Annotated in this window: 23 protein-coding genes; all 23 read right to left on the bottom strand. The window is 32.3% G+C overall.

The features are described from left to right. Nucleotides 1-160: 160 nt before the first annotated feature. Nucleotides 161-727 carry a hypothetical protein gene (locus EEL30_21770; GenBank protein QDX94672.1) on the bottom strand — a complete coding sequence of 189 codons (567 nt, stop codon included), beginning with the start codon at nt 725-727 and terminating at the stop codon, nt 161-163. A gap of 27 nt (nt 728-754) precedes the next feature. Further along, nucleotides 755-1,144: a hypothetical protein gene (locus EEL30_21775; protein ID QDX94673.1), complete on the bottom strand. Its 390-nt coding sequence runs from the start codon at nt 1,142-1,144 to the stop codon at nt 755-757. 4 nt (nt 1,145-1,148) lie between these two features. Continuing rightward, nucleotides 1,149-2,333: a hypothetical protein gene (locus tag EEL30_21780; GenBank protein QDX94674.1), complete on the bottom strand. Its 1,185-nt coding sequence runs from the start codon at nt 2,331-2,333 to the stop codon at nt 1,149-1,151. Between the two features lie 17 nt (nt 2,334-2,350). Continuing rightward, a complete protein-coding gene (locus EEL30_21785) occupies nt 2,351-3,673 on the bottom strand; it encodes a CCA tRNA nucleotidyltransferase (GenBank protein QDX94675.1) in 1,323 nt (440 codons plus the stop codon). Beyond that, on the bottom strand, nt 3,670-4,395 hold the full coding sequence (locus tag EEL30_21790; protein ID QDX94676.1) for a hypothetical protein: 726 nt from the start codon (nt 4,393-4,395) through the stop codon (nt 3,670-3,672). Before EEL30_21790 ends, EEL30_21785 begins: the two co-directional genes overlap by 4 nt. Before the next feature lie 34 nt (nt 4,396-4,429). Beyond that, nucleotides 4,430-4,630, bottom strand: coding sequence for a hypothetical protein (locus tag EEL30_21795; GenBank protein ID QDX94677.1), 201 nt, complete (start codon nt 4,628-4,630; stop codon nt 4,430-4,432). Nucleotides 4,631-4,642: 12 nt separating this feature from the next. Further along, nucleotides 4,643-4,984, bottom strand: a complete 342-nt coding sequence (locus tag EEL30_21800; GenBank protein ID QDX94678.1) for a hypothetical protein — start codon at nt 4,982-4,984, stop codon at nt 4,643-4,645. A gap of 75 nt (nt 4,985-5,059) precedes the next feature. Next, the gene (locus EEL30_21805) at nt 5,060-5,275 is read right to left on the bottom strand and encodes a hypothetical protein (GenBank protein ID QDX94679.1); all 216 of its coding nucleotides are present in this window, start codon (nt 5,273-5,275) and stop codon (nt 5,060-5,062) included. 25 nt (nt 5,276-5,300) lie between these two features. Beyond that, nucleotides 5,301-5,927: a hypothetical protein gene (locus EEL30_21810; protein QDX94680.1), complete on the bottom strand. Its 627-nt coding sequence runs from the start codon at nt 5,925-5,927 to the stop codon at nt 5,301-5,303. A gap of 157 nt (nt 5,928-6,084) precedes the next feature. Beyond that, nucleotides 6,085-6,342, bottom strand: a complete 258-nt coding sequence (locus EEL30_21815) for a hypothetical protein (protein QDX94681.1) — start codon at nt 6,340-6,342, stop codon at nt 6,085-6,087. Beyond that, nucleotides 6,311-6,676 (bottom strand): hypothetical protein, encoded by a 366-nt coding sequence (locus EEL30_21820; protein ID QDX94682.1) that lies wholly within the window; start codon nt 6,674-6,676, stop codon nt 6,311-6,313. The genes EEL30_21815 and EEL30_21820 overlap by 32 nt, the downstream gene beginning before the upstream one ends. Before the next feature lie 69 nt (nt 6,677-6,745). After that, the gene (locus tag EEL30_21825) at nt 6,746-6,928 is read right to left on the bottom strand and encodes a hypothetical protein (protein QDX95856.1); all 183 of its coding nucleotides are present in this window, start codon (nt 6,926-6,928) and stop codon (nt 6,746-6,748) included. A gap of 65 nt (nt 6,929-6,993) precedes the next feature. Then, the gene (locus EEL30_21830) at nt 6,994-7,182 is read right to left on the bottom strand and encodes a hypothetical protein (protein ID QDX94683.1); all 189 of its coding nucleotides are present in this window, start codon (nt 7,180-7,182) and stop codon (nt 6,994-6,996) included. A gap of 181 nt (nt 7,183-7,363) precedes the next feature. Then, complete coding sequence (locus tag EEL30_21835; protein QDX94684.1) at nt 7,364-8,374, bottom strand: hypothetical protein; 1,011 nt, start codon at nt 8,372-8,374, stop codon at nt 7,364-7,366. Further along, nucleotides 8,367-9,767, bottom strand: a complete 1,401-nt coding sequence (locus EEL30_21840) for a hypothetical protein (protein ID QDX94685.1) — start codon at nt 9,765-9,767, stop codon at nt 8,367-8,369. The genes EEL30_21835 and EEL30_21840 overlap by 8 nt, the downstream gene beginning before the upstream one ends. Nucleotides 9,768-9,833: 66 nt before the next feature. After that, a complete protein-coding gene (locus EEL30_21845) occupies nt 9,834-10,229 on the bottom strand; it encodes a hypothetical protein (GenBank protein QDX94686.1) in 396 nt (131 codons plus the stop codon). Between the two features lie 404 nt (nt 10,230-10,633). Beyond that, nucleotides 10,634-11,962 (bottom strand): hypothetical protein, encoded by a 1,329-nt coding sequence (locus tag EEL30_21850; protein QDX94687.1) that lies wholly within the window; start codon nt 11,960-11,962, stop codon nt 10,634-10,636. A gap of 148 nt (nt 11,963-12,110) precedes the next feature. Next, nucleotides 12,111-12,716, bottom strand: coding sequence for a hypothetical protein (locus EEL30_21855; protein QDX94688.1), 606 nt, complete (start codon nt 12,714-12,716; stop codon nt 12,111-12,113). Between the two features lie 91 nt (nt 12,717-12,807). Further along, on the bottom strand, nt 12,808-13,092 hold the full coding sequence (locus EEL30_21860; GenBank protein QDX94689.1) for a hypothetical protein: 285 nt from the start codon (nt 13,090-13,092) through the stop codon (nt 12,808-12,810). Nucleotides 13,093-13,122: 30 nt separating this feature from the next. Beyond that, on the bottom strand, nt 13,123-13,350 hold the full coding sequence (locus EEL30_21865) for a hypothetical protein (GenBank protein ID QDX94690.1): 228 nt from the start codon (nt 13,348-13,350) through the stop codon (nt 13,123-13,125). A gap of 19 nt (nt 13,351-13,369) precedes the next feature. After that, nucleotides 13,370-13,558, bottom strand: coding sequence for a hypothetical protein (locus EEL30_21870; GenBank protein ID QDX94691.1), 189 nt, complete (start codon nt 13,556-13,558; stop codon nt 13,370-13,372). Nucleotides 13,559-13,655: 97 nt separating this feature from the next. After that, entirely contained in the window at nt 13,656-14,207 is a 552-nt protein-coding gene (locus EEL30_21875; protein ID QDX94692.1) for a hypothetical protein, read from the bottom strand. 32 nt (nt 14,208-14,239) lie between these two features. Next, complete coding sequence (locus tag EEL30_21880; GenBank protein QDX94693.1) at nt 14,240-15,667, bottom strand: hypothetical protein; 1,428 nt, start codon at nt 15,665-15,667, stop codon at nt 14,240-14,242. Between the last annotated feature and the right edge of the window lie 30 nt (nt 15,668-15,697).

Below are 15,697 nucleotides of genomic sequence, written 5' to 3' on the forward strand. Positions count from 1 at the left end.
TCCTCCTCAAACAACCAATGTTTATTTGTCTAACATTGACTTTCGAATTTTCTTTACAACTTTAAAATCACTTTCGTTTAGATGAATTGGATTTGTTGAACGTATGTAGTTAAACCATTGAATAATTTTCAATTTTTCTAAGTTAGTTAGATTCAATTTATCACTCCTTTTCTACAGAGATTCTATATAGTAACTTTATCAATGTTTCCATCTCAAAGCTTCTCCAAGGCTTGCGTCTATCAATAAACGCATTTCTATGATAATTGTAGTAATTGGACTCTAAATGTTTTTGAGCAGCTTCATGTGTAAGGAAAGTTTGAACGTCCTCTTTTTTCAATGTAGTATCAGCTTTGTACATATCCATGTGAAGATACTCAATCAATTCGTCAATATGATCTTCATCTTCCCAGTCAAATAAACTTTCACCAGTTACACTGTCTATGTATTCATCATTATTTATAAACTCATCGATTTCTTCTTTATGATTTTCAGTTAAGTATTTTTTTAATTCAGAAATCCTAATGCCATACTCTCCATTTTCTGAATCATTATATGTAGTCTCATAGTCACTTTCAAAATCCCGATCTACAATAACTTCTTTGTAGTCAACCAACACATAAAGATTCGGAGTAGGAACCAGCTCATTTTCTTGCTGAATCTGATAGTCGTTTTGAATTCGTCTCAAAAAATATACTTCATCATTTGTTAGTTCTATCTCAACTTTCATTAGCTACCTTCCTTTAAAATTATGTCTCTAACCGATAATCTTTCGATGACTTTCCCCTTTGTATCTCTCACAAATTTTTTCATCTTCCATTCGATCAACAATAGTAGCTGATGTGTAATAATCTAATCGAAAAACGTTTTGAACCCAACTAATACTTACACTCCCGTTTTTTCTTGCTTGATTTGCTACCTTTTCAAACATCTGGTCTGCTCTTTCTTTGATTTCATCTTGATTCAAACACTTGACAACCATGCAATCATTTCTTAATTTGACTGATTCATTTAAATTCATATGCTCTAATTTCCATCGAAGTGCAGTCTGATCTACTTCGAAATAAACATTACTTTGAATGTGGTCGATTACATCTTCTATGGTTTCAAATTCTTCTACAGTTCCCTCAATAATTGTGAGATACATTTGGTTATCCTCCCCAATTTATTTCACTGTCTTCAATAAACCGTTTATACTCTTCTTCTGGAACTTCTCGAAGAATCTCACATTTTTCAATTAAAAAAGCTATATCATTATATTCTTTAATGGAACTTGGAAGAGCCAGTGCTTCAAGTAAAACTCTATTCGATCTATCTTTATAAGAGAAATCAAATACATCTTCAATAAAACCAAAGTAAAGATAATCATTTTTAGGCTGGATCTCGGCTCCTATCGTATATTCAAAATCTTTATCATAATAACTGAAATATCTTCCATCTTTTTTCTCTACAAATTTATAAAGCTTTTTATCTGCAAAATACTCTCCTTTATCTACTTCAATTCCGTTCTCAGGCTTTTTATGTATTTTAGTTAACGTTCCATCAGATTTGATTTTATAGAATTTATTTTTTAGTTCTATGTATTTAATGGGCGTTTTTGAAATTTGAGTAATAATGTCATCTAAATTAGTGAATTCAATTTGTACTGGCTTTACAAAATAGCTTTCATGGTGAAATAGACTGCTAATTTGAATAATGGCGTCTTCTAATGAAAATTCTTTTGTTTCATCAAACGCCTTATCAAGGTTGATCCCGTACATACCACCCAAATGATTTTTGAGTTCATCATAAGAGTTAATTTCTAGCTTCATGCAAGAAAGCATAATCTTTAGAAACTCTGTTTTTGATATTTCATATCCTTTATCTTCATATTTTTGTACTCTTAAAGCTGATACCACTGGGTACAATGTATCAGGATTAAAATTTAACTGGCGCTGTGCATTATGTCTTAAAAAATCTTCATGTAAGATAAATGATTCTGTAGTAAAATCGTAGCAGCCCATGCACACAGTGAAATCAAATGCTTTGAAAATTTCTTTTGGTAATTCATACATCCTATCGTGTATTAATTGAATGTGTAGGCTATTCTTCAACAACAAAATAGATTTCTTTGTTAACGAAGCAACATAAGTACCAGTTTCATCCCAAAGTGATTCAAGGAAATCAATCATAGATTCTTCATTTCTAAAATAAACATCCAAATCATTAATTTCACGATTGCAAAATAAGCTCGTGATTGCACCACCTGCAATATAAGCTTTAGTTCTTTTTAATTCCCCAACCAACTCTTTCCCCAGATAATTGTATAATTTACTCTTTTCAAATTTAAACTCCAAATCTACACTCTCCTTTTTTATTTTATATAGTTTTTAGCTTTACCTAGCAGTATCGTCTTAGTATTTAATTCTGGTTGATCTAACACTAATTCAAGTAGTTTATTTAAAACCTCACCAATTTTTCTACCTTTTTCAAATCCAATTTCAATCAAATCATGACCATTAATATCTAAATCTTTTACTGAAAATGGTTGCTTTTCTTCTAGTATTTCTTTTGTTTTTTGTACAGTTAGTAAAAAAGAATCAAGATGAGCCTCATAATTTTTATGCGTTTTAATATCTGCTTCTTGCAACTTGAATAAACTGTTTAAATTCTCTACCCCTACTCTTCGAATTAGTTTTTTTATAGCTTTTACTTGATCAATATTTGGTCTACTCATATGCTCATTAACAAGCATGCTAACTGTTTTAACCGTTCTAGTGTCAAATTTTAAACGTTGCATAATCTTTTGAGTCAATTCAGCCCCTTCAGATTGATGCCCATAAAAGTGACCAATACCCTTCTCGTCAAGAGAAAAAGTGTTTGGTTTTGCTGTGTCATGAAATAATGCTGCAAGTCTAACTTCAAGAAATGGAGGTACATTATCTAACACTTCCAATGTATGTTCAAAAACACATTTATCATGATATGGGCTGTATTGATCAAAGCCAACACAACTATTCAGCTCTGGGATTATGTATTGAAGTAAAGTAGATTTATGGAGAAGTCGTAGTGCGATACTTGGCTTATCTGATTGTAGAATCTTACAAAGCTCTTCACGTTGTCTTTCTATAGATACATTGCTTATTAAATGACTACTTGTTTTAATTGCTTCCATTGTATCTATATTAATGTTAAATCCTAATTGACCAGCAAATCGAATAGCTCTAAGCATTCTTAAAGCATCTTCTTTTAAGCGTTCTAATGGTTTTCCAACCGCTCTAATAAATCCATATTGTAAATCTTCTCTACCGTTAAACGGATCTATATAATTTTCACCATCAAATGCAATTGCATTCATTGTAAAATCTCTTCGACTTAAATCTTCTTCAATTGTTTCTGCAAACTCTACTGAATCTGGTCTACGTCCATCTGAGTAATTACCATCTTTACGATATGTAGTTACCTCAATGTTTTCTCCGTCAAGAACCACTGTTACGGTTCCATGTTTGATTCCTGTAGGAATAGTTTTATCAAATAATTGTTGTACTTCCTCTGGTTTTGCAGAGGTTGAAATATCATAATCCTTTGGTTCTCTATTCAATAGATGATCTCTTACACATCCACCAACTAAATAAGCAGAGTGTCCATTTTCATGTAATATATCTAAAACGATTTGTACATTTGATGGGATATTCACTTATTGCCCTCCCACTTTAGTGAGCGTATATGTGCATCTACTAACCAACTATTAATCTTATCGAAATTAGGTTGACTTGGAATCTTAGAATTTACATATGCAAGATCAAGTAACTGTTTAAGATGTTTGTACTCATCCTCAATATCGCTTAATGTATACTTGCCATTTCTAATTTCCATCAGATATTTATTATCATGTCGCAATACATGTACTTCGCCTTCAGTAAGAATTTCAATCCCCATGTGCAACAGTCTAATTAAATGCATTGCATTTTTTGTATCATAACCATATTTCTCAATTAATGCAGCACGTTTTCCTGTAGCATTTTTCTCTACTTTAGTCATCCTTTGTAGTTGAGAAATTGCGTACCCACCATAGGTTTTATATGCTTGCTTACTGATAAACTCTTTTCTAATTTCACGTAACTCTTTCCCAAATTCATTAATGAATACCACATGATTATTAGCTACAAAAAGAGTATCCAATATGTTTGGATTGTTTTGTAAAGCAAGCTGAACGAACTTCTGTAGTGAATATGTTACATCGTCTAGTTCACCTAACTCTCTTTTCTCTTTCGTTTCAAATGTATGTAAACCTAGAAGTATATTCTTATCTGGTATGCAAATACCACGAAAATCTTCATCGCTGTCTTTTGTATTTGTTCCATAGCTTATTGACCCAGCATAGACTTTTAATATTAATCTCTTTTCCCAATCACTCATTTTATCAGCCTCATTTCCCTATAAAATTCATGTTTTATTTGTTATCTACAACAATCCATGTTCCGTCTTCTAATAACGCCTCTACCATTGTTACAGGATAGGGCACTTCATCTCTTCCTCTTTCACATTCCCAAGAAATCATATAGTTTTCTTCATTCAATCTTTTAGCAACATAAGTAATGCCATCTGCTGATTTTGTCTTTTCTTTATTGAGTTTAAATTGAAAATTGTCCACTTTCTCAACTCCCTATGCATGGCTATACTCGCAACAATCTGCTCTGCCAACTTCCCATCCTATGTTACATGTCCAAGCTTCTTTTGGAGATAAATGACTTGCACTTTCTATACAGTTGGGCAAATTTACACAATGCACTCCATCACGAATGCAAGTATTATAACATCCAAATTTCCACTCAATTTCAAATAAACTTTCAAGCTGCTCTTTAAGTATCTGAATTTTTTTATGCCTTAGGTAGAAGTAAACTTGATCTGACTCATTATAAAGATTATCTGAATAGATTGTCTTACGATCCCCTATCTTAACTTTGTATTCCTTTTCGTACCCCGTGCCTTTAAATGGCTCTAACATTTCAGAAATTTCTTTTTTACATACCCCTACGGCAAATGTATTCAGTTAACTTCCTCCTTCATTCCCTTTTTTACTTCACTCATAATACCCTCTAAGTCTATCCTCAATCTTTCTCATCGCTTCATAGTATGGCTCCCGATCAATGTTTTGGATCGCTTCATGGCATTGCTTCCAAAGTACAGATAACTCTTTATCCTCAATATGCTTATGACTCAGGTAAGAGCCAACTGCATAACCTAATCCCACAGATTGGATAATTTCTGTTACGTCTCGTATGGTATATTTTTTCATCTCATCCTCCTTCATTAAACAACTTTTAAAAGTTAATGCATATCACTTCAGCGTCATCTTCACCATTGAATCTACCTAACACATAATCTGGTCTTCGTTGATTTGATTGAGGGCAAACAGCTAAAATTCTCCAACCTTGATTCAATATTACTTGTAGTTCTTCGGTACATTTATCAACTGCATAGCCCATCTGATTAATATTCAACAACCCAAGGTTCCCAATGTGTACATCGCACTTTTGATTAAACTCAATTTTTTTATCAAATGACTGCAATGCTTTTTGAAACTTATCTTGTACCTCTTGCATTTGCTTCAGCATATTAGCTACAGCACTATTTGATGCTTGGACTGTGCCTCTAATTTTAATTATTATCGTTGGAAACTTTTGAATAAAAGATTCTACCTCTATTAAATATTCCTTACTTGGTTTCAATTCTACATAATCAGATGTGGTTACAAATTTCATTTTCCCTTCAGATAGAGCAGCTTCCTCTTCTTTATATGTATGCGACCAACTATAGAATTCTTTTAACTCACCATTTTCCAGCACCAATGGTTTACAATCGACCACATCACCAATAAATAATTCAAGCTCTTCCTTTTCTTGAATTTTAATACGATTATCACTATCAAAACTAACTCTCGCAAACATTAGCTATGCCTCCTCGTTTACATCATCAAACCAATCCTTAAACAATTCCCCAAAACTCAATTTGTTGTCCCCAATAAAAGTACCTGGTTCTTCATTGCCGAATGTAACCTCTAATCCCAGTTGCTTACCTAACTCAATTGCACGTTGTTTTTCTTCATCAGTCACAATATTCTTCCCTCCAACTCTTGTCATCAGCAGGATCTGGTTTGTATTCTGAGGTTAATTCCAACAAAGCTCGATAAAGAACATTAACCTTACCTCTAACAGTGTCTTTACTCTCATCAAAATAATATATGAAATCAGAAAGTGATTGTTTTGAATCATAGTAACCATCTTGTCCATGTAGTAAATCATATGCAGCTTCTATATGCTCAAAAGCACTTTCAAGTTCTTGTTTTACATTTTCGGGTAGCATTTGCGCACTCCTCAAAAAAGACGTTTTTATTTGTATGTAATCTATAGTTTTTATGCGAAATTCCCTTAAGGATATCTAGTGGTGAGGTTACATTAATTGTTCCATCTTCATTGATTCGTGTTACTTGTTCTCCCCAGTATTCTTCTTCCTCGTTAGAAATCACTCTGTCACCTATTCTTACCCTTTTATTTGTTTCTGGATAATAAAGTTTAATTCCATCAGCAATCCTATGGTCTTCTTCTGATTCTGAAATTATATTGTTAATTATCTTATTTACTGTTTCACTGTAGCTTGGATCATCTAGAATCTTAACGATTCGCTCTAGGTATTTCATTTGAATCCCTCCTATCTGATGAAAGCCAGCTTTTATTAGGTTCTTGCTTTAATTATTAAATTTTATTTGTCATTGATTTCTTCTAAACTTAAGTTCTACTACTCTCTCTAGAGGATCACGAAGTTGCCAGTTAACCGCCCCCCATAGAAACTTTCCATTTTCTTGTTTTTGTTTAAGCTCACTTGGAGAAAACCAAATGTCATGATAACTAGAATAAAACCACAATCCTTTTTTCTCTGCTTCATCAAACATTGGTTTTAGACCTGTTAATATTTCACTTTCCATTTCCCTTTCTCCCCTTTAATAAAAAGTGTCTTTCATTTCATGGCTTTATTTTGCTTTAGTTTATCTTTCATATCTTGAATTTCTTCTTCAAGCATACTGCAATCACTGTACGACTCTTTGAGTTTAATTAACTTTGCTTCCTGTTTTCTAATGCCACACTCATACAGTGAAACTAAATCTTTTGTTGACATTGGCTCTCCTTCATCCCAAACACTACTCATTGAATACCTACCTCTTATAAATAAGATATTTAAATACATATTTTTATTTTATATTACATCTTCTTTTCAGACTTGTAAATACCCTTTTAGGAATTAAATAAATTATTTTTGTTTTTATATTCACTTCAACTTCTCAGTCTATGGTATAAATAAACCCCCAGACATTCTGAGGGCTTCGCTCTTATTCACCATATAGTTCTTTAATCGTGTCTAGATTTATATACTCTTTAATCCGATTGTAATTATAATCATACATATTAGCATAATAAGCTTTGGGTATATTAAATCTTACGCATATTTCTCCGAATTGCTCTTTATCTAAAACTCCATCTCTCTTGTATAACTCATAGCCCATATAGATCATACCTGATCTCATTATTTTTAAAGCAGTAAAGTTATGGATTCCAAAATACTCACCCAATGCAGTTAAACGTCTTGAAACAACATGCTTACCTACTGCATCAGTATTGACGACTCTAGTCTTAGCTGGCTTCAATACATAGCCTGTTTCCACTAGATCGATACCTTCTCTTATATTACGTGATGTATCTGGTAGTTCATTCCCATTATTTTTAAGGTATTCTGCTTCATGATGAGCAGCTTTTAAAAGCTCAATTAATTTATCAGAGACAATCAATTCTCTTTTAGAGCTATCTATATCAGTTAGCAAAACACTATTATTATTTACGTCTACCTCGTGCCATTTTAGATTTCTTATTTCACAGTTTTCTTTTCCTGCAAAACCCTCAAACAAAGCCAATGGAATAACAGCATCTTGACGATTTACTGCAAATTGAACAATTTCCTCAATTGTTTTTTTAGAAAAATACTGTTTTGCACTTTCATCAATAAATTGTCTCGCATATCCCTCGATGCTTTTAACCATCACTAATGGATTAATATTATTTTCTCTATGCCCATTTTCTATTATCCAGTTTAGATAGCTCTTAACAATGCTTATATTCGTTTGACTAGACCATATACTAGAAGGATTTAAATGGGTAAATAAATCCTCCAAGTCACCAACATTAAAACTACCCAAGTCTTTTCCTTTTTCTTCTTCAATGTCCTTACTTGCTTTCAGAATCCTAGAATATGTGTCGCATGTTCTAGGATTGTTTGAATACTCTTCCAAAAAAGCATATTTTAAGGCTTCGTTATAATAGCCATCCTCATACCGTAAATTAGACATTGTTTATCTCCTCTTTAACATCCAATTTTTTAAAAAAGTTTACTATTTTACTCTTAGGCTTGGTCATAATCGAATTGTTATTGTCCAATACCCCTATTTCTCTCCATAGTGGATTGCTACGTGAAAAATCAATCTTATCTATGAGCGTTGCAATGTGACTTGGAGGTAGCCCCACATCCTTCAATTTCTTAGCTAGAATTACATACGCATTGAACATTTGATTGCTGTTTATGATCGTTTCTTTTCTAGTTTCACCAATGTTAGTTACAAATTCTTTAGGATATCTCATCGCAATTGAATCAAACGTTTCTTTTAGAAGACCTACAATCTCTTTTGCTTCAATGATGTTTGATGGATGGAACACTTCATCTATAATTGAATCTAAAACCGTGAAAGTTACTAACTGATCAGTTGAAAGATGATCACTTGAAGATATCTTGTCTCCAAGCATGCTCTCTTCTCTAAGTTGTTTAACAACATATGAGGAATGGCTTTGACGCATTTCTGCTAACCTTGACACACTTTGACTGGTAAAAGTATTAATTTGAGAGAACAGGCTCTGTGCTTTTTTCTCACTGTAATTAACGATCCTTAATCCGAATGTCATTTTACTATCAGGATTTAATTTGATAGCATTAATTGTAGCAGTTAACCTATGAAAGCCATCCAGACAGTCTAACTTTGTACCTTCGGTGACGGTTAATGTTTTATTTCTTGTGTCAAAAATTAATTCTTGTCCCGAATCAGAGGAGTTTAATCTAGCATTAAATGTGATTGTTGTTCTAAACAATTTGTCTTCAAGAATTAATTGAGTGATTTCCTTTACCGCTTTTTGATTTAATTTAGGAGCTTTTATTATGCTGGTTACTGTTTTCACTAATTTAGCTTCCCTTTGAGTGTTAAAATTGTATTGAATGACATTTCCTTCACTCAATTTAAGAAGTTGTTCAGCATCAATTGATGTATCATAATCATCTAACTCAAACTGCTTCACGTCAGAAAAAGTATATGGTAGCAACTCCTCATCCTCTGGGGAAAGCTCCATTAAATTTATCTCATTTATCTCATGTTGAGTAAAATAGTTTTCAGCAGCTATCTTATTTTTCAAATCCTGATCTTCTATAAATCCTCTAATGTGAATAAGGAACAAGCATAATACACTATTTTCTACTTTATTTAAAGGTGTTTTCCCATTAATAATGCGCTGAGAATCTGCTAACCCCACTCCATGTACAGTTAACTGTTTTTTAAAAGAGTTTACAGTTTTTCTACTGGTCTTTATTTCAGTCAAGCCTTGAGATAACACTTCCTCAACCATATCTCTAGTTACGCCAACTTGCATCTGATCAGCCTCTTTCAGGAAATTAATATAATAATAATTAATTGTAGTCATTTTTATTTCTATTATACAGTTTAATAGGATGATCTGACAACAAAAATTGACCCCTCAAGAAAGGAGTCAATTTATCCAAGTGATATTTGATGAAAGAACTTTAAAACAATGTGTTTGTTTTTTAAATTCTAATTCAAGAAACTCACAGTCCATATTTAAATCTGAAAGCATCCAGTATGCACAGGTGACAGGACTTTCCCCGTCAATCTCTTCTGAATCTCCTAGCGCCATACGAACATTCATATGTATCTCATAGTGTGTGACTTCATCAATTTCTTCCTCTGCTTCGAAAGTTACCTTTGTCACATCTAACTTAATATCTGTGCCACTGGTTGTACCCACTAGGATTTGCTGATTTAATATTGAACCGCAAACATCAAAATCTGAGTTGTCAATTTCAAATGTAAAAATACCATTTGCAAAAACTATTTTTTTTGTATAGTCTTCTAGATAAACTAACATTTCAATAAATACTCCTCTCGTTTACCATTGTCGAGAATGAAAGTTCGTTCTTTTGTATTTTTATAATCTGATTTTTCACTTCTCAATTTTTTGTTTTGTTTGGTACGTTTACTGTTGTTATTATTTTTTTATTACTATTTACATTTAAACACAGTTCCAAAAGAAATAAAATATAAGTAAAATGGAATTGTTGCGACAATATTCGACAATATCTACAACAAAAAAAAACCTCCCAAAGACATTGAGAGGTTTTAAGATACTTATGTAATTCTAAGGTCGTTCTCCTGCGTCCATTAATGCTACTGGGCGTTCTCCTGCGTCTGCACTAGCCACTGATGCCATTGATACAAGGCATAACACTGCAAACATTGAAAGTAATAACTTCTTCATAGAATCACCTCCTTTCATCGTTTCTTATATAAGTCATACAGCTTGTTTTTCTGTTCTTTATTTGCATATTCAATATTTTGACTTAATAAAGCGACCAACTCACCAAACTCTGGTGTCAGATCGAGATTTATTGCTATCTCTGCCGCTTCTAATATCCTGTTTATCCCTTTATCGTACATATCATTTTGTATATGTATTAACCCCTCTGCCCTTTTAAACTTCATAATCTTAAAAGCAAGATGAGTTTTATCATCCTTATCTAAGTTTAAATGCTGATTGCATTTTTCAATCAGTTTTAATGCTGGATCTAATTGGCTTGTTTCCGAGTATTTTTCAAGCACTATTGCGAGTGTGGATTCTCTAGTTGGTGAAGGATTTTTCAATGCAATTTCAATAAGCTCATCAGCCTTGGTCATATCTCCAAGATGTATGTGCGTTATTAATTGGTTTATTTTAGCTTGGTCTTCAAAAAGATCAATATTTTTATACTCATTAATAACTTCTAAAGCTTCATTGAACCTGTGAAGCCCATTGAGGGCAAACCCTTTTGAAACTAAGGAAAAGCCAAATTTATCTTCGTTTTTTCCTTTCGCCAAATTTTCTAGCGCAACTGATGATTCATATAACTTGTCCCAGTTATAATACATCTTATAGTAAGCACAAGCTCGTTCATAAGCAACTAATTGCTCATCCTCTGGCATAAATCGTATAAAGTTTTTCATTAAGACAAATCGTTCATGTACTTGCTGTGGATCAAATCTGAGTAAGTAAAAAATTCTCAGATAGCAAACTGCTAACTGTGGAGAAAAGCTTTTTTCTTTTTCTGAAATAAGCTGGTATAGATAAAGTGCGTGAGTGTATTCTGGTTGATTGTAGTTTACAGTGCTTGGATCATAAGGATACTTTACTTCTGCGTGAGAAAAAATTTCTTCAGCTAGATCAAAGATCACTTTTGTATTTTTCTCATTGATAACTTCTTCAATTAACTCTGACACAATACTATACAGCGAAATGTCTAAACATCTCTTAATAAAGTCCTTCGTTTTCCCTTCGATAAATGTACCACTTTCATTTTTCTTTGTTTTTCTTCTCAGTTCACCTAAAAACCAAGGATAAAAGTATCCTTCTGGCAGCTTTAGAATAGAGGTAATGGAATCAATCATTTCTACATTAAACTTTCTATCTACCGAATCACTGGGTTTTAGAATTCGTGTTAATGTGGTTACATTATCTATTCCTAACAGTTCAGCTAATTTATTTAATTTTAAACCTTGAGATTTTCGCTTAATATTAATCTCTTGTCTAAGGTGCACTTGCAATTCCTGATATTCAGAATAAATCATAAAATTACCTCCACAGCCAATTAATTCCCCACACCTTCATTATAACACACTTTGTTATTTAATACAAATTTTTATTTTATATAATGATATATTTTTCTATGTATGCCATTAAATTGAACAGTCACTATCCAAAAACCGACTACCCCTATTAGTAAGAGTAGTCGCAATAATCACCTGCTCTATAAAAATTTCCATGTGAATCTCTATTGGGAAATCCCTCTTTATGAGCTGACTTAATTGGCATCTTACTTCCACAAGCATGACACCACGTTTCGGTCGAATTGCTATAAATGTAATGAACTCCCTTATTCATACAAATTGGACATTCGTATCTTAATTTATATCTTTTTTTTCCATTAGAATCTTCCTTAATTCCTGTTGTTTGATAATCTGAAACCTGTACAACATTATCAGGAACAGTGTCCGTTTGAGTGTCTCGATCCCCCTGATTCTCTGGAGATTTATGAATCTCTTGAAGTCCTTCAATCATTTGCTCTCGAATTTCTTCATTGTTAATTTGCTGCTTCTCTTCTACCTGCTCTTCTTCTTGCTTCATATTGTCAAAGAAATGACTATAAGCCTTACCTATTTTTTCAAACTCTTTTACTGTTTTCAAAATATCTTTATCAATACCAAATATGTTAAACACATTTTGAACGATAACCAATTTTGAAAGACTATCAGTTTCTTGTAACTCTAATTCAGCTTCTTTACCCTTATCATCTTTAATGGAAATTTTAACTATTAATGACATTTTATAATCACCTCACCCAGATGATTATAAGTAAAATAATAGTGCAAGGCAATAAGAAAAGCATGCTGTATAATTATTCTATTTTTTGGCTTTACCCATTAATAGACTTATGAATCTGGTGTAAGATTAGCTGAACTTCTTCATCAGTACCTTCAAGCGTGTCAAAACCATTCAGATTGTCTGAAGAATAACTACATGAATTACAATCAAAAAATACTCTAATTTCTGGATAGGGTAATGCTCTGTTTCTTATATTATACTTAATTTGTTTAATTCCTTTTCCTTTCATTTTCCAATCAAAAGAAATACTATCTGCGTAAATTGCTTCAACATGAATCTTTGTATCGTCACTATTACATTTTGGACATCTAATCAAAGGTTCCCCTCCAATAAAAACAGTATTTTATCAATTCTTTCTAAGTATGTATCTCGTAACAAAATGTATTACTTCAATTTTTTCTATCTCTTTCAATTCTGTATAGTATTCACAAATATGTTCTGGCACTGCCTCATAGTATTCAGAAACTTCTTCTAGTAGACCAATTAAATCACTTCCATCATCTGTTACATTACTTGTTATATAATCGTATATCTTTTTCTGTTTAGGAGCTAGTTCGTTAACAAACTTCTTCATATGATCATCCCTTATTCGTTCATACTCCGTACTCTTTTATCCAGATTTGCTCACCATTCTCCACTTTATAAACTTCTACTACATTTGCAATTGCATTCTTGCTAGAGATGCTGTTTAGTGCATAACGTAAAGCACTTCTTAAACTTCCAGTATACTCTGCTTTGTGTACTGGTGCTCCTTCTACATAGTACTCTAATAAAAAGTTCATACGACATTTTCTCCTTATTACGAATTGTTATCCCATCATATTTGTTTTCAATATCGACTATCGTAGATATAACAATCGCTTTTTCTAGTGTTCCTATTTACTTTTCATCTAAAATAGCATAACTCAATTTATCAACTACACTTTCCAGTTCTTTTAGCTTTGTTCTCATTTCATCTCCACATGCCAATAATCTTTTTCTTACTGCTTCATGTCCTTGGTTATTCTTTGAGACAAAAAAACGTCCATCATATTCAGTGAGAATTGCATCGGGATGATGATACTTAATGTAACTATAAATTCTTTTAGTCAGATTAATTTCTGAATAGCATCCAAAATATTCCTGAACAAACAAATTAATTTCACCCTCAATACCACTGGTGTCAAAATCGATTTTATATTCTCTTCTAGCTTGCTCACTTATTAGCTGTTCTTCAGTATTTAATGATTTAGATAAAGATGAGGAGTACCGCTCGGATAGAATGTTCATTATTTGATTGAAAAGAGGGGAAAACCTTTCACAGATGACAGGAGCACCTTTTTGCTGGAATACGTTTAGATATAACCTAGTAGAGTCGTGATCAACGTTGAAGAAATATTTTTTACCTTTAAATTGAAAAACGTGTTTATTTATTATCGAAGTTCTCTGCAATAACCTCCCCTCCCTTCTTCAATATGTTGATTCTACTTTCTTTCTATATATCTTGATAGAACCCATCCCCTTTTTCTTTCGTTATGGTATTCAAAATCAACATAAGACCAATCTTTTCGTTTTCTCATGAAAATAACTTCTTGCTCCTTTTCAAGATAAGCAATCGTCTTTGAACGATGCCATGGATTTTCTTTTACTTCAAGCTTGTCTTTTTTTGAATATCTAAAAGGCTTTTGCCATAGTAAAGCAATAAACATAGCAGAATCTATTGATGGAACTGCTGCACTAAAGCTACCAGAAATAGAACTGCTAATTATTAAGAGTATTAAATAATTAACAATATGAATTGTAAACCATAATAAAACTTGATTTACCCATTCTGGTCTTTCAGTAGGATTTTGCAATTTTTGGTCTAATGCTTCTAACTTCTCTTCTGCTGATAAATTAGACTCAAAGAATCCTGAATCTTGCAATTCAGCATCTAAAGCTGAATGCAATAGCTCCTTTTCAGGGAGGCTAGTTTCATCAAAATCATCAAAATTTAGATATGATCTAAAATGATGAGCATATGTTTCTAAAGATGATAAACTAAAAGCAGATTTTCTCGCTGTTTCCAAAATAGTATTATTTATCCTGCTATTTTCTACTAGATAATCCAAGTTGTTTTTTATACTATTGTAAATATCAAAATTATATCTCAATGAAGTTGCTCTGCTTATCTCACTACTTGACTTAAATGCTTCTAAAGCAACTCTTGTAATATTGTAAACCTTATTAAAATCAGGTAATTTTCGCAATTCTACATTTGGAATTTTCATTTGTTCTTGCATTGCTTTGGTAGCCAATGACCCATAATATAATGTATCATTAATATTTTTACCGAGAGACAGTACTCTTGAAAAATCATTAAATGTCTTTTCATGTTGACTTATATGCTTTAATAGGTGCATTTCAGGATAAACAACATTTAGATCACGAATACTTGAATAGGGGCGAGATACTTGCTGTGCAAGTTTTGTAATAGTATCCAGCCCTTTCAATCTCTGAACCCCTAGAATTTTTTCCATCTTTTGATTGTGTAAATCATTTTCTTCCTTTTTATAGCTATCCAATGCTAGCTTAAACCGTATGAAAAAATCATCTTGATCATTTATTTCTTCAAAATAACCTTTAAACTTTGCATTTCCATTAACATACAGATACCCTAGTTCTATTAAATTTTTATCTTGTAGTAAGCTTAATCTTTGAAATATGTCTTCATCCTCGTTTGGGCTTATCACTTTGTCCGCTATGAATTTCAAGAAAAATTCTCTATCTGTTGTGTACTTTTGATGTTTGTCAAAAAATATATCTGCTGCTGATATGTAATTTCTAAATCTAAACTCGTCCTCTCCTTCTTGGATAATAAATGCTTTTTGCTCTATAGCCTTTATGAAATCTTCTGTAGTATTCTTCGCCATATTTATTCCCCCAAATCCATAATAGTTAAA

Source organism: Brevibacillus laterosporus, assembly GCA_007833815.1.
Taxonomy (GTDB): domain Bacteria; phylum Bacillota; class Bacilli; order Brevibacillales; family Brevibacillaceae; genus Brevibacillus_B; species Brevibacillus_B laterosporus_D.